This window comes from Iodobacter sp. CM08, assembly GCF_033446605.1.
Taxonomy (GTDB): Bacteria; Pseudomonadota; Gammaproteobacteria; order Burkholderiales; family Chitinibacteraceae; genus Iodobacter.
On the sequence record NZ_JAWQUO010000053.1, the window covers coordinates 13,107 to 28,241 of the forward strand.

Consider the following 15,135-nt stretch of genomic DNA (forward strand, 5'->3'; position numbering starts at 1 on the left):
TGTGCCCCACTCTAATAACCATTAAGTACTCAAAGCTAAATTTTCTTGTATTTTAAACGGGCTAAAAAAGCGTCATCCCCGAGTGTTTTTGTCGGGGATCCATCAGCGTAGCTGGATTCCCGCCTATGCGGGAATGACGCTGCTGATTGTCCTAATACACGATAACTTATGGTGCTGATTGAATCGATTTTCTCTTAAGTCATTTATGGTCATGGTTTTCTCTGTGTCCTCCGTGTTCTCTGTGGTTCAAGATTTGGGTTTGTTTCTTCCCATATGTTTAATTCCCACCTCGTAGCAATCCCAATAACGCTGCGGTGTCCATTTTTCCTGTGGCGTCCCCACCTTCGAGTAGGCTGTCGGCGAGGTCGCGTTTTTCGGCGTGCAGATTAATAATTTGCGCTTCGATGGTGTCTTTGGCCACCAAGCGGTAAATGGTAACGGGCCTAAGCTGGCCCATACGATGGGCTCGATCCGAGGCTTGGTCTTCAACTGCAGGATTCCACCAAGGGTCTAGGTGGATCACATAATCGGCGGCGGTGAGGTTTAAACCGGTACCGCCCGCTTTTAAGCTGATTAAAAAGACATCGCCTATCCCTGCCTGAAAAGCATCGACGCGTTTTTTGCGCTCCATAATTGGCGTGCTGCCATCCAGATACTGGTAGCTGATGCCTTTTTCTTCCAGCCATTCACGCACAATCGCCAGATGATCGACAAACTGGCTGAAAACCAGCGCTTTATGTTTGTTTTCAAGCAGCTCTTCGGTAATTTCAGCAAAGGCGGCGAGTTTACTCGCAGTTAGCGTGGATGTGGGCAGTACCAGCTTAGGATTGCAACAAAAGCGGCGTAGACGGGTGATTTCGGCCAACACCCGCATGGCGCGGTTTTCATCCGCGCCCGCTGAGTCGAGTTTTTCTACCGCTTCTTGGCGCAGCGCCTCGTATAAATGGCGCTCATCTTTGGATAGCTCAACTTGCAAGGTGATTTCGGTGCGCGGCGGTAGTTCGCTCAGCACTTGCGTCTTGGTGCGGCGCAGGATAAACGGTTGGATCAGTTTTTTCAAATGCCCACGGGCGGTTTTATCACCGCGCTCTATTGGGCCGCTAAATTTGGCGGCAAAGCGCTCTTTTGATCCAAGCAGGCCAGGGTTGATAAAGCGGAATAAATTCCACAGCTCGCCAAGGTGATTTTCTACTGGTGTGCCGCTGGCAATGATTTTGAAATCGGCATTCAGTGCCATCGCGGCTTGGCTGCGTTTGGTGGCGGAATTCTTAATCGCCTGCGCTTCGTCCAGTACCACGCTATGCCAGTGCTGGGCTGCAAAGGCGTCGCTATCTTGCTGCAACATGCCGTAGCTGGCGACCACTAAATCAAAGGGGCCTAAATCTTTTAGCTCACGGTTGTTGTGATAAGTCTGCACCTTTAAGGTTGGCGCAAAGCGGATGGCTTCGGCCTGCCAGTTCAGCGCCACCGAGAGCGGGGCAATCACCAGCGCTGGGCCTTGCGGTGCGCGGGTGAGCAGCAGCGCGAGGCATTGCACTGTTTTGCCCAAGCCCATATCGTCGGCAAGGCAAGCTCCGACCCCCCATTGGGCGAGGCGGGATAACCATTGAAAGCCTTCTAACTGATAATCGCGCAGCTCGGCTTGTAAGGTGCTAGGCACTTTAGGTTGGAAATCTGCCAGTGAATCTAGCTTGGCTACCTGCGCCTGCCACTCGGCATCGCTTTGCAGATCACCCACTTCACCGGCCAGCTCGGCCAATAGCGGTGCGGTGAGTGCGCTGATTTTTAGCCCGTCCTTGCCCATTTCGGCCAGCACGCGTAATTCATCTAGGCGTTTTTTAAAGGCTTCGGTCAGGGCCAGATAATCGCCATCGCCTAGCGGCAAGAAGCGGCCTTCGGCTTTATCCATCATTTGCAAGAGTTCACGCAGCGCCAGCACGCGGCCATCGTCGAGCGTGAGCTCGCCGCCAGCAACAAACCATTCGCCTTGTTTTTTGACGGTGAGCGACATTTGCGCCAGGCCACGCGTGCTGTTTAGGCGGAAACGCTCGCCTTCAGGCCACACCAGTTGCAGCGTATCGTCGCCAAAGGTTTTAAGCTCGGCCAGTAATTCTAGGCAAAGCTCGGGGTGGAATAGCTCCCACTCCACGCCATTTTGTTCGGCTTGGCTCAGGGTGGGCGAGCCATCGATCACTCGCTTTAGGCGTTTCTTTTCTGCGGCCAAATCGCGGGCAGCTTGTACTGCCTTGCCGTCGATTTCGCCAAGCACATTGGTACTGCCTTTGGCGGGTGTCATCCAGCTGCCACCAGCCAGCGGGCGCACCAATAGCTGCAAACGCAGGCCTTCTTGCAGCGGTAAAAGATGGGCGTAAAGCGTGGTATCGGCGGGCACCGATTCCACATGCGCTGCCAGCTCGGGTAGATCAGAGTGAATGGCAATATGAGGGGCAATTGCGGTAATCACATCTACTAGCTGCGCTTTTGCGGCTACCGGCACGGCTAAGCCCGTGCCCAAAATACCCGCAATTTGCTTGATTTCTGGGCTGCTGCTGTAAATCACTAAGCGGGTTGGGGTTTCTTTTTTCCAAATAAATGGCGCGTTGCTCTCCATATCAGGATCGAGCTCTAGCGTGATCTGGCCATTTTTTTCTTTAAGTAACAGCGCCACATCGCCTTTGGCAATATCGATGCGCACATCAGGCGCATCCAGCCAAAATAGCGCGGGGTGGCCGATTAAATGGCCCAGTGCCGTTTCGCCATCCAGCTCGTAATCGCTGCCGCCGTAGTAGTTGTTGTACGATTTTCTGATGCAGCTGGCTACGCGTTTATCTTGATCGGTCATTCCTGCTAGCGTGTCTTGCTCTTGCAAAAGCCGGCGCAGCGCCACAGCACGGCCCTTGCTCCAAACGCCTTTGGCGCTTTTCTTTTGCTCGCGCGGCTCAATGCGGATATCGCCGTGGCTTTCTTCGACTAGCCATGCGATCCGTGTATCGCTGGTGCTGGCTGCGCTGCCCGCTTTAAGTTGGCTCAGTGCGACCAAGGCCCGTTGCCAGCCTTCTTCGCGCACGATGGCGGAGACTAAAGGGGTGAGTTGCAGCTGAGCATGCCAGCCGGGGTAGGCCAGCGGCTTGGCAAACTGGCGGTGGATCAGTACATCTAGCTCGGCGGCAATCCATTGGTAGCCATTTTTTTCGGCTTTGTTGCGGGCGGTAATCAGCTTTTTACACCAGCTATCGTCCACCTGACTGTCTTGCCAAAAGAGTGCGAGTGCTTCAAACAGGCCATCGCAATCGCTAGGTTGGTGCACATAGCTGGGCGAGCTGCTAATCAGCGGTACGCCTAGCACCAGATGATCGCTTAAGGGCTTGAGTGCGAGGTAGGCATAAGCGTGTTTTTGCTTATGGCCATCATCAATTTGTGCCTTGGCTAGTTTAAGGCTGGCAGGCGTGTTGTGGCCTAAGAGCGCCACAATATAAAGCAGGCCATTGGTGTTTTCTAAAAAAAACTTACGCTTGCCGCTGTCTTGTCTGTGGGCTTTAATCAGTGCTTCGTAAATCTCAACTGCAATGGCGTACTCGCCGCGTAATGTGGCTAAGGCGGCAAGGTTTTCGGCTAAAAACTGCGCGGGTGTTTTAGCTTGAATTTGCTTGAGCTGGGCCAGATCGCCCCGCAGCAGTGCATGGGTGGCCAATTGGGCAGAGAGCAGCGGCCAATCGCAAAAGCTGTGTTCAAACATGCTTAGTGCGTAGTGATAGATGCTACTGCAATCGCTTAAGCTCCATGCGCTATCCAGTAAGGCATCGTGCACAAGCTGGCTTTGAATTTCATCATCCAGTAGGGAAAACAATAGCTGGCCGCTACTGCTTTCAAAGAAATGCTGCGTGAGCTGATGCGCCAAACCAAGGCGCTGCCGCCATTCACTAAGTAGCTCTAGCTGCCCACAAAAAGCCGCAAACATAACTTCACGCTGGCAAAATTCAGCATCATAGGTTTTCCACGGCGAATACTCGTGCTGCTGGGTAAATAGCTCACGCATACTGCCTACCCAGCTGGGTAGCCAGCCGGTTTGCTTTAACTTTAATAGCACCGGAAAAGTGTGTTCGTCTTCCAGTGCATAGCCCATGCCTACTTGCAGGGCGATGGCTTTTTGCAGCATCAAACGGGCAAGGCATGCTTTGATCTTAGGCGGATCATAAGCCGTGCCATCGGCCATTTTTTCTTTACGCAGCGTCAGTAGCAAGACCATCCGCGCCTGAGTGACGGGCTCTTGTAACAATGCCATGGCATAAAGCAGCGGCAGATCGTCAGAATGAATTGCTGGAAGAGAGTTCGGCATAGTGGCTTGTTGTGGGTAATGTGAGTATTAAAGTAATGGCTAGGGCACGGCTTGGGCAACGCCGACCTTTGGGGTTTATCGTGCCCACGTGTCATGCAACACAATCATATTGCGTGGGCACATAGGCGGCCCACCCTAAGATCGATCAATGGCTTAGCTCATGTAGCAGCTCTTTTACCCTTACCACGCGCAGCGTACTTTCTGGCCAATTGCCTTCTACACGTAATTTATCTTGGCCGCTCATTTTGTAATTTTTTTTGTTTTGGATGAGTTTGATGATTTTCATCGGCTCGATCACGGTATTGGTGGTAAAGCTCAGCACAATAGCTACATCGCTGGCGTCGATTTTGGCGATGCCCAAGCTGCCAGCAACCATGCGCAGGCGGTGGCAATCGAGTAGCACCTTGGCAGGCGCTGGCAAGAGGCCAAAGCGATCGATCAGCTCTTGCATGATGTCATCCAAATCGTCATTGCTTTCACAATGCGCAAGGCGCTTATACAGGCTGAGCCGCTCGTTCACATCGGGGCAGTATTCGGCGGGTAGCAGCGCTGGGGCGCGTAGATTGATTTCGGTGGTGACCCCCAGCGGCTGGGATAGATCTGGCTCAATGCCTTTTTTGAGCGATTTAACCGCTTCTTTAAGCATCTGGCTATAAAGCGAAAAGCCAATTTCCTGCATCTCACCCGATTGCGAATCGCCAAGCACTTCACCCGCGCCACGGATTTCTAAGTCGTGCATGGCTAGATAAAACCCAGCGCCCAGTTCATCCATCATTTGAATGGCTTCGAGGCGTTTTTTAGCATCGCCAGACAGCGCTTCCGGCTCAGGAACTAGTAGGTAGGCGTAAGCTTGGTGATGGCTACGGCCCACGCGGCCACGCATTTGGTGCAATTGCGCCAAGCCAAATTTATCCGCGCGGTTCATCAAAATGGTATTGGCATTGGGGATGTCGATCCCGGTTTCGATAATGGTGGTGCAGAGCAAAATATTAAAACGCTGCTGGGCAAAATCGCGCATCACATGCTCAAGATCACGTTCCCTCATTTGGCCGTGTGCCACGCCAACGCGGGCTTCGGGCAAGAGGTTCGCTAGTTTTTCGCGCATATTGTCGATGGTGTCGACTTCATTATGCAAAAAGAACACTTGGCCGCCGCGCTTTAGCTCACGCAGCACCGCTTCGCGGATAATGCCATCGCTAAATTTGGCCAGAAAGGTTTTAACTGCCAAGCGTTTATTGGGGGCGGTGGCAATCACAGAAAAGTCACGCAAGCCTTCTAAACTCATCGCCAAGGTGCGCGGAATCGGTGTGGCGGTCAGGGTAAGTACATCCACATCGGCGCGCAACGCTTTAAGCTGCTCTTTTTGCCGCACTCCAAAGCGGTGCTCTTCGTCGATAATCACGAGGCCCAGCTTGCTGAATTCCACATCTGGCTGCACCAGCTTATGCGTGCCAATCACAATATCTACCGTGCCTTCCGCCATGCCTTTCATGGTGGCGGCGGCTTCTTTGGCGCTTCTAAAGCGGGAGATTTCTGCCACTTTAATCGGCCAATCCGAAAAGCGATCGCTAAAGGTTTGGAAGTGTTGCTCGGCCAGTAGGGTAGTTGGCACCAATACGGCTACTTGCTTGCCACCGGCTACCGCTGCAAAGGCTGCGCGCAGTGCCACTTCGGTTTTACCAAAGCCCACATCGCCGCACACCAGCCTATCCATGGGCTTATCGATACGCATATCCACCAGCACCGCTTCAATGGCGGCGGCTTGATCGGCGGTTTCTTCAAAACCAAAGCCTGCGGCAAAGGCGGCGTAATCGTGGAAATCCCATTCAAAGGCGTGGCCCTTACGCAGGGCGCGGCGGGCGTAGAGATTAAGCAGCTCGGCGGCGGTGTCTCTGACTTGCTCGGCGGCTTTGCGTTTGGATTTGTCCCAGCTACCACTGCCTAGTTTATGCAGGGGGGCGGCATCTGCGCTGCCGCCAGAATAACGGCTGATAACGTGCAGCTGGCTAACGGGTACGTAAAGCTTATCGTTGCCGGCATATTCGATCACCACCAGCTCGGTTTCACCCTCGCCCAAATCCATGCTGGTAAGGCCGGAATAGCGGCCAATGCCGTGGCCTTCGTGCACCACCGCGTCGCCAATTTTTAGCTCGGATAAATCCCGCAGCATGGCATCGGTATTGCTACGTTTTTGTTGGCGTTTGCCACGGCTTTGCGCCACCATCTCGTAAAGATTGGCTTCGGTGATAATGGCCAGCGCGCCGTCGTTTAAGATAAAACCGTGGTAAAACGGAGCTGCGGTGAGTAGCACTTTATCGCGGCTGGCCTTAATCTCGGCCCAGCTTTCGATTAGCTTAGGTTTTAAACCGTACTCAGCAAAAAACTGCGCCATGGTTTCACGGCGGCCTAGGCTTTCGGCGCAGAGCAGGATGCGCCCTTCAAAGCTGGCAATAAAATCTGTCAATTTGCTGATAGGGTTGTCGCTACGCCGGTCGACATTCAGGGAGGGCAGGGCGGTGGTAAAGGCAGAATCACCTGCAATAAATTCGATGCGGCGATGTTTTTTTAAGCCACTAAATAGCGCGTCGGGGTTCAGGTAAAGATCTTTAGGCGCAAGAATTGGCCGCTCTTTATCGCCTGATAAATTTCGGTAACGATCACTGGTTTCTGCCCAGAATTGTTCGGCAGCTTGTAATAGCTCGCCGTGCTGCGCCAGCACCGCATCTTTAGGTAGGTAATCAAATAGTGTGGCCGTTTGCTCAAAAAATAGCGGTAGATAGTATTCAATCCCTGCTGGGGTGCTGCCGTTGCCTATTTCTTTATAAATACGTGCTTTAGTCGGATCGCCTTCAAACACTTCCCTAAAACGCTGCCTAAATTGCGTGCGGCCTTTTTCATCCAGCGGAAACTCCCGCGCGGGCAGTAGGCGAATTTCCGGCACGGGGTAAAGGCTGCGCTGGGTATCCACATCAAAGGTGCGAATGGTTTCGATGATGTCGCCAAATAAATCCAGCCGGTAAGGCAGAGTTGAGCCCATCGGAAACAAATCAATCAGCCCACCACGGATAGAAAACTCACCTGGCCCATAGACTTGGGTAACGTGGCTATAGCCCGCAAAGGCCATGTCGGCGCGTAGTTGATCTGTATCTAGCTTTTCACCCTTTTTTAAGAAGAAGGTGTAAGCCGCAAGGTACTCTACAGGGGGCAAAACACCCATGGCAGTTTGCACGGGCACAATGACCACATCGGCTTGGTTCTGACGGATCTGCCACAGCGCAGCTAAGCGCTCCGAAATTAAATCGTGGTGGGGGCTGAAGTGATCGTAAGCTAGAGTTTCCCAGTCGGGGAATAACACGATGTTTTTTTGCGGTGCTAAAAAAGCAATCTCTTCTTTTAAGCGGCTAGCCACCTGTGCACTTGATGTAAACACCACCAGTGGATGGGCGATATTTGCATAGTGGCTTAAGGCCCAAGCATCTCCCGATCCATGCAGGGCATTAATTTGGGCGCGTTGGCCGTTTAAAGGAAGTGCAGGTAGAGTCATGGCGGGTGGCATTCATAGAAAGCGTAGTGGCGGATTATACCCGTCCTCATGATCTTGCCAGCGCTTAAAATTGCACTAAATCGCATCTTGCCGCCTGTTGAATTTAGCTGGCTAGGCTTTAATGCTTGCAAATGTTTTAGGCCGGCTTTCAATATGCAAAGGTAAAATTTCGGTAGGCTGATGCTTTATGCCTAGGGTTTGTAGGGAATTTATGGGATTTTCCAAAAGTGTTTAGAAAGGTAGTGCTTGATTTTTTTTCTCATCTACAGAATGATGCTTACTAAAATTAGATTTACATTATTCGCATAATTAAAAGAATAAAATTCGCTCAGGGAGAGCAATATTAATGCGTAGGCTTTGGCTACAGCAGCTACTTATTGCTTCGGCGTATGCTATTTCAAGTCTTATCAGCTGGAAGTTGTCTTCAGGGCAGCATTTATTTAACTTACATGCTGGGATTGGGGTTGCAGCTTTATTGCTGGGAGGTCCTCGCTCAATCCTTACTTTGGCTCTTGTTTCTTGGGTATTGCCAGCTCTACAAGGCTATCCACTTCAAGGCGTGTTGGCGCTTTCACTACTGAATATTTTGCAGCCCTTATTGGTACAGGCCTTATTGCCCAAATTTGCTGTAGATGGGGAGCTGCGCGTTAAAGACAGCATGCGGCTGCTTTTTGCAGGCCCCTTGATTGGCGCATTTTTTGCGGCAAGCTGCGGTATTGTTATCCAGAGTGTATTTTTTTCTGCCCCAAGCACGGCGCTGTTTTTTGATTGGATCTCTTGGTGGCTTGGGGATGCCCTCTTTATTTTAATTGTGGTGCCCTTTTGTTTTGGCTTGCTGCATCACCGTGCCATGATTTGGCCAAGTAGGCTGGCTGAATTGCTGCTGGTGGTGGTCATTACGGGCTTAGGTGCGCTATTACTCAATCAATTTAATGGCTATAAAGAATTATTGTTTTTATTGTTCCCTTTGATTATTTGGTCTGCATTACGCTTTGGCCACGTTGGGAATGGGGTGCTGGGCATAACTGTCGCCTTATTAGCGGTGTATTCGCAGTCTGGCAGTATTTGGGTGGGGGGCATTTTATCGAGTCTGCTGCTGCTTTTATCCGTGGTGGTGACGGGGGTGGTGCTGGCGGCCTCTAATCAAGAAGAATTTGTAGCGGCCAAAAGCACGCGCTTGGCCGCGCAAGTTTTTGGCAATGCCAGTGAGGGGATTTTAATTACGGATGCAAACGCACGTATTGTGGCCGTAAACCCCGCTTTTTGCCGTATTACAGGTTTTGAGCCTAAGGATGCAATTGGCCGCATTTCACGAATGTTTAAGCAGCAAGGGCAGTTGGATATTAACCGTAAGATGTTGGATGAGCTAAATACTTACGGCCAATGGCAGGGGGAGATGGAGGATAAGCGTAAGTGTGGAGAAGTTTACCCTGCGTGGCTCTCCATTAGTGCAGTAAGGGATGAGCAGGGCAGTATGACCAATTATGTGGGGGTTTTTTCTGATTACACCCATAGAAAAGAAGCTGAGCAGCGGCTTTTTCATCTGGCCAATCATGATCCGTTAACGGGTTTGTATAATCGTATGGCTTTACAAGAAAAGCTTAATCATGCGGTGCTAAGTGCCCATGACAAGCCATTTGCTGTTTTATTTATTGATCTAGACCGATTTAAAACCATTAATGACACGCTAGGCCATGAAGTGGGTGATGCTTTATTGGTGATTGTGGCGCAACGCTTACAAGCGGTCGTGAGCGTGCGAGATGTTTTGGCCCGTATTGGCGGGGATGAATTTACTATCTTGCTTGAAGACGCGGTATGTCTTGATAAAGTAGGGCTGGTGGCCGAGGGCTTACGCCAAGCATTAATCCAGCCTTGTGTGATTAATGGTCAAGAGTTGTTTGTAAGCTGCTCTATTGGTGTGAGTGTTTATCCTTGCGATGGGCAAACGCCTGCGGCCTTACTTAAAAATGCCGATGTAGCGATGTACCGCGCCAAAGAAACCGGCAAAAACAATGTACAGTTTTTTGCTGCCAATATGAATGAAATGGCGTTTGAGCACCTGATGATGGAAAACGGCCTACGTCATGCTCTAGATCGCCAGCAGTTTTGCCTACACTACCAGCCCAAAATTGATTTAGCATCAGGCCGCTTAAGCGGCTTAGAAAGCCTGATTCGTTGGAATCACCCCAGCCTAGGTTTAGTTCCTCCCGTGAGCTTTATTCCTTTGGCCGAAGAAAGCGGCCTAATTGTGGCTATTGGCGAGTGGGTGTTATTTGAAGCGTGTCGGCAAATGTATGCTTGGCTGAAAGCCGGTTTAGATATTCCGCATGTGGCGGTTAATTTATCCCCAAGGCAATTCCAAAAAGAAAATCTAGTTCAGAAGGTGAAAGAGGCACTGGTGCAAAGCGGCTTGCCTGCCGAGCGTTTAGAGCTGGAAATTACCGAGAGCATGATTATGCAAGACCCAAAGCGGGCCGTGCAGACCCTTAATGAGTTAAAGTTGATGGGGGTGATGCTGGCGATTGATGATTTTGGCACTGGCTATTCATCGCTCTCTAATCTTAAACACTTCCCGATTGATAGCTTGAAAATTGATCGCTCTTTTGTTGATGGCCTGCCCGAGGATTCAGATAATGCGGCTATTACCGAGGCAATTATTGCCATGGCGCGTAAATTACGCCTCACGGTAGTCGGTGAAGGCGTAGAAACGGCCCAACAAATGTTATTCTTGCGCAAAAGCGGCTGCCATAGCGTGCAAGGTTATTTATACTCGCGCGCTTTATCTGCCGATGATCTTGTGGCGTATCTAGCCCGTGAAGGGCTGGTAAAGCTAAATCCATCTAATAAAGAACCGGTTTTTTAAGGTGATTTTTGTCGCATACGTAGCCTTTTTAAGGCTATTGCGAAAAAACGTAAACAGAGTCTGATATGCAAAAAAAATTAATCCACGGTTTTCATGCCGTTGCGTCCCGTGTTAAGCGCTTTCCTGATAGCGTCTTAGAGTTGTTCTTTAATGGCAGCCGCGCCGATCCACGCGCAAAAGAGCTGCTGAAAATAGCAGAGCAGCAGGGCGTGCACGTGATTATGGTGGATGCCGCGCGTTTGGATGGAATGACGGGCCATGCTCGCCACCAAGGCGTAGCGGCGATGATCGATGCGGGTAAATCCTATGTGGTGCTGGAAGATATTCTGGAAGACTTGACTGAGCCACCGTTCTTACTGATTTTGGATGGCATTACCGATCCGCATAATCTAGGCGCTTGCTTGCGCGTGGCCGATGCGATGGGCGTACACGCCGTGATCGCACCAAAAGATAAATCGGTGAGCATTAATGCCACCGTATCTAAAGTGGCTTGCGGCGCTGCCGAAGTCATTCCTTACATTATGGTGACTAATTTAGCGCGTACTTTACGCGACCTAAAAGACCAGAGCGTTTGGATTGTGGGAACGGACGCCGATGCTAAAACAGATTTGCATCACTTCAACCAAACCGGCCCATTGGCTTGGGTATTGGGCAATGAGGGCGAAGGCATGCGCCGCTTAACACGCGAATCCTGCGATACCTTGGTTTCTATCCCAATGTTTGGTTCGGTAGAAAGCTTGAATGTATCGGTAGCCAGCGGGATTATCCTCGCCGAAAGCCGCCGTCAGCGTGAAATGAGTAAGTAATATTAGGGTGGGGTAGGGTGGGTTAGCCAAAATGCTTTTTTTTGGCGTAACCCGCCATGCTCAGCGTGCGTAAGCCACTACGCATATCCTCTTCGCTTCACATCTTCCCCACCCTTAAAGAAATCGCCCACACCACCCTTTGCTGCTGTGGCCATAGTGCGGCTAATGCTTCACCTAGCGCGTCCACAGGGTTATAGCTCTTGTCTTCAATAAAATGCCCCGTTGCCGACCAGCTTTGCACATAGCCTAGCAATTCAGCCAATGACCAGTTCACTTCCAGTACAAAATCAGGTGTTGGGATGGGATTAAACGGAAAAGGCAGGCTGGCATAGCCATTTTCAACGTGGCTTCGTTCGGCTGGCCAATAAGCACCAACGATATTGTGGTAAAAATCTTGGAAAATAAGCTCAATTTGCGGATGGCTAATTTGTGGCGTGCCATAGCAGCCAACGGCAATTAGCCCGCTGGGTTTGAGTACCCGTTTGGCCTCAGCATAAAAAGAATCTAAATTAAACCAGTGTAGGGCCTGCGCCACCACAATTAAATCCACGCTGTGTTGAGCGAGCTGGCTGTGGGCTGCATCGGCGCACAAATAGCGAATATTAGCGTGAGTTGGAGCCAAATTTAATTGGGCTTGGCTGATATCACTGGCAAGCACGCTAGTAAAGTGCTCAGCCAAAGCCGTCGCTGCCTGCCCATTACCCGTGCCGCAATCCCAAGCCTGCGCTTGCTCTGGGCACTGGCTGGCTAGCCATGAAAATAACTCAACAGGATAGTGGGGTCTGCTGGCTGCATAGTGAACGGCAAGCTTAGAAAAATGATCGGCCATATTTTTCTCCTTTTATCGCATGATACATACTTAGAATTTAACAGAGTTAAAAAAACGATGGGGTGGTCTACACTGATTGGGTTAGATTTTTTTACTAGGGGTAGAAAATGCCTTATTACCTTGTATATCTAATTGCTATTTTCTGCTCTGCTTTAGCCTCTGCAGAGATCGTTGTTAATAGTAAGGTTAAGATTTGTGATGATGTTGCAGAATGGCCACCGTTTACTTATTTTAAGCGGGTTGATAAAACCAAGACAGCTGAGGTGCAGGGTTTTTCTGTTGATTTAATTAAAACTATTTTAACAAGAAATAATATTAAGTATGAAATTGATCTATTGCCATGGAAGCGTTGTCTGCATGAGGTAGAAAAAGGGGATCAATATCATATGATTTTAAATGCAACTAAAAACAAAGAACGTGAATCGGCATATTATTTTTCTGAATCTATTTATCAAACTCATTATTTTTATTTTTATTCAAAGAAAAATCATCCAACAGGCTTAGATATTCGGGTTCAGTCTGATTTAAATAATTATAAAATAGGTGGGATTCATGGTTATGCCTATTCGGCATTGACTGAGCTTGATAAAAATAAAATGAGTAGAACGGTTGATTACCCCTCATTACTAAAAATGCTCTATGCTGGCCATATTGAAGTGTTTGCAGAAGATTTTGAAGCCATAGCAGGAATGAGTGAAATAGGTGTTTATAATTTTATGAATGACCCTCAGTTAGGCATGGCGGTATTGCCAGATACAGAAGATAATAAATTCTATATGATTTTTACCAAGAGAAACCCGCTAGGCCAAGAGTTAAGATTACTGGTAAATAAAGAATTAATGCGTTTGCAGAAGTCTGGCGAATTAAGAAAAATGCTAAGTAATTACTTAAGGCCGTAATTACTCTACATCTCTGTTTTTGATTATATCTCTTGCTCAAATTCATCATAAGTATCGTAGGATGGGTTAACCCCGCGTATTTATTGAGTATTGCTCGCGGGTTTTACTCCATACGCTTATGTTATTGTATTTGTGGCTTAGCTACATTTAGCAGATATCCTGCTGTTTATTAATTAAATAGGTTTGTTACTTTAGTTTTTTTTATTACAGCTTTGCCATCTACTTACAATTTTTGGGTTTGCCGCAATAATTTCCATGCCATTGTGCCTAATACGGTTACCGCCAACACCAGCGCCGCCCATAAGGCGTAAGTTTTAGCGGCAGAAGGTACGCTGGCTATTGGGCGGATGGCTGCGGTTTTATTGAGTAAGGCACCTGCTGTAGCGGATGCAATCTGTTTGCCAATAATTAAATCAGTAGCCTGCATCGCGGCGTTTTGGATTTGAATATTGCCAAAGGCAAGAGTAAATGGCGCTTCACCACGGGCGGCAAAGGCGATTTGCTGTGGCAGCCAGCCCGCAGTTAATTTGGGCATGCCTTGCCCCAATCCTCCCCCATTTTGTTTGACTTCTAGCCGCCAGTAGCGATGATTATTGGGGCGGGTTTCGATACTTGGGCTTTCGCTGCTTGCAAGGCGATACACAATCATATTTTGTATGTTTTGCCATGAGTCTTGGGGGCTGGCGCGGCTGGCTAGGCTGACTTCGGCGACGGTATTGAGCTGCGGCAGCGCAAGTTGCAATCGATCGATGGGGGCGTGTAGGCCCAGATCAAACAGATACTCGCCTTGCTGAGGGTGGGTGGCCACGACGGGCGTTAGCCATATTCTGTTGGTGATTGGGGTATCTTGTGTAGAGGATTGCAGTAGGGCTTGTGTGAGGGTAAGCGGTGTTTCAGGACTCAGGCGCAGATACTTTGCTTTAACCCCTGCTAAATCAATTTTGGCTTGTTTCAGTGTTTGGCCTTGATAATCAAGCTGCACTAGCGCCGTATTGCCGAGCGCTTGCCAAGATTTTAAATCATCGCTGGCCGCTAGCTTGAGCTGGCTTTGGTAATTACTTTCTTGCCAATTTAAAGCGAGAGTTTCAAAGCGTCCTTGGATTTGTGATGCATCTACGATATAGCTATTTTGGCTGGAGCTGGTGCTGCTGCTTTGGGCGCTGAGCTGGCCATCGCTATGGATGTGTAGCGATATTTGCCGCTCATGCTCGGCCGTGGCGTAAGGGAAAAAGCGCAGCGCGGTTTGTGTGGATTGGGTGGTGGTGGTTGGGGTGATAAAAGCATAAGGCACCACTTCGCCTGCGGCATTAAACACCCGCAGATCGCCTAAATTTGCGTCTTGGGTAAATTGATACACGCTAATGGGCAAATCCAGCCGGTAAAAAGGCGCGCTTTCTTTGATGATTAAGGCTTGCTGATGGCTAAATAGATTGCTGGTTAGCGTGGCGGGCAGCGGCGTAGGCGTGGGTTTTTTGGCCAGGGTAAGGGGGCTGATGCAAAGCAATAAAATCAGCAAGCGGCGCATGGGTTTTCCTTTGATGAACGAATTTTACTTGCCTCCACAAAAATCACGGGTAGCATTTCGTGTTACTTGGTTATGTCTCTTGCTCAAACAAAGCCATGTATTACATATTGGGCAATATGTTGTAGGGGCGCTGCTTGCTGCGCCCTGTTCAGCGAGGGCGCAGCAAGCAGCGCGCCTTGTATCTTGTTCCCTGTGGTGGTTAGCTACTACCACACGAGGTGAAGTGAGCTTGATAGCGCCCTTAAGGCATCGACCTTGTTTTGTAGATAAAGCCCTTCACCTCACTTCTTTCGCCAAATCAGACACTGAACGGTAGCCAAGGGCTTTGACCCT

Annotated in this window: 7 protein-coding genes; 3 read left to right on the forward strand and 4 right to left on the reverse strand. The window is 49.6% G+C overall.

What is annotated here, in order from left to right; translation table 11 throughout:
* Positions 1–277 precede the first annotated feature (277 nt).
* Both R6242_RS20560 and mfd read right to left on the reverse strand, forming a co-directional pair.
* Positions 278–4,336 (reverse strand): DEAD/DEAH box helicase, encoded by a 4,059-nt coding sequence (locus tag R6242_RS20560; RefSeq protein WP_318430495.1) that lies wholly within the window; start codon positions 4,334–4,336, stop codon positions 278–280.
* 145 nt (positions 4,337–4,481) lie between these two features.
* A complete protein-coding gene (gene mfd / locus R6242_RS20565; protein WP_318430496.1) occupies positions 4,482–7,880 on the reverse strand; it encodes a transcription-repair coupling factor in 3,399 nt (1,132 codons plus the stop codon).
* A 346-nt stretch (positions 7,881–8,226) separates the two neighbouring features.
* Here mfd and R6242_RS20570 point away from each other — a divergent pair, with 346 nt between their 5' ends.
* Together R6242_RS20570 and rlmB are read left to right on the forward strand one after the other, a co-directional pair.
* A complete protein-coding gene (locus R6242_RS20570) occupies positions 8,227–10,743 on the forward strand; it encodes an EAL domain-containing protein (protein ID WP_318430499.1) in 2,517 nt (838 codons plus the stop codon).
* Between the two features lie 65 nt (positions 10,744–10,808).
* Positions 10,809–11,549 carry a 23S rRNA (guanosine(2251)-2'-O)-methyltransferase RlmB gene (gene rlmB / locus R6242_RS20575; RefSeq protein ID WP_318430501.1) on the forward strand — a complete coding sequence of 247 codons (741 nt, stop codon included), beginning with the start codon at positions 10,809–10,811 and terminating at the stop codon, positions 11,547–11,549.
* A gap of 97 nt (positions 11,550–11,646) precedes the next feature.
* On the opposite strand, the gene R6242_RS20580 is transcribed toward rlmB, so the two are convergent.
* A complete protein-coding gene (locus R6242_RS20580) occupies positions 11,647–12,378 on the reverse strand; it encodes a class I SAM-dependent methyltransferase (protein WP_318430503.1) in 732 nt (243 codons plus the stop codon).
* Between the two features lie 107 nt (positions 12,379–12,485).
* Here R6242_RS20580 and R6242_RS20585 point away from each other — a divergent pair, with 107 nt between their 5' ends.
* The gene (locus tag R6242_RS20585; RefSeq protein ID WP_318430504.1) at positions 12,486–13,277 is read left to right on the forward strand and encodes a substrate-binding periplasmic protein; all 792 of its coding nucleotides are present in this window, start codon (positions 12,486–12,488) and stop codon (positions 13,275–13,277) included.
* A 223-nt stretch (positions 13,278–13,500) separates the two neighbouring features.
* On the opposite strand, the gene R6242_RS20590 is transcribed toward R6242_RS20585, so the two are convergent.
* Positions 13,501–14,802 (reverse strand): DUF3999 domain-containing protein, encoded by a 1,302-nt coding sequence (locus tag R6242_RS20590; protein WP_318430506.1) that lies wholly within the window; start codon positions 14,800–14,802, stop codon positions 13,501–13,503.
* Positions 14,803–15,135 lie beyond the last annotated feature (333 nt).

What these genes read in the sequence shown, in the direction of transcription:
- R6242_RS20570 (WP_318430499.1), top strand. Translation starts at nt 8,227, where the DNA reads ATGCGTAGGCTTTGGCTACAGCAGCTACTTATTGCTTCGGCGTATGCT.
- R6242_RS20560 (WP_318430495.1), bottom strand. Translation starts at nt 4,336, where the DNA reads ATGCCGAACTCTCTTCCAGCAATTCATTCTGACGATCTGCCGCTGCTT.
- R6242_RS20590 (WP_318430506.1), bottom strand. Translation starts at nt 14,802, where the DNA reads ATGCGCCGCTTGCTGATTTTATTGCTTTGCATCAGCCCCCTTACCCTG.
- R6242_RS20585 (WP_318430504.1), top strand. Translation starts at nt 12,486, where the DNA reads ATGCCTTATTACCTTGTATATCTAATTGCTATTTTCTGCTCTGCTTTA.
- rlmB (WP_318430501.1), top strand. Translation starts at nt 10,809, where the DNA reads ATGCAAAAAAAATTAATCCACGGTTTTCATGCCGTTGCGTCCCGTGTT.
- R6242_RS20580 (WP_318430503.1), bottom strand. Translation starts at nt 12,378, where the DNA reads ATGGCCGATCATTTTTCTAAGCTTGCCGTTCACTATGCAGCCAGCAGA.
- mfd (WP_318430496.1), bottom strand. Translation starts at nt 7,880, where the DNA reads ATGACTCTACCTGCACTTCCTTTAAACGGCCAACGCGCCCAAATTAAT.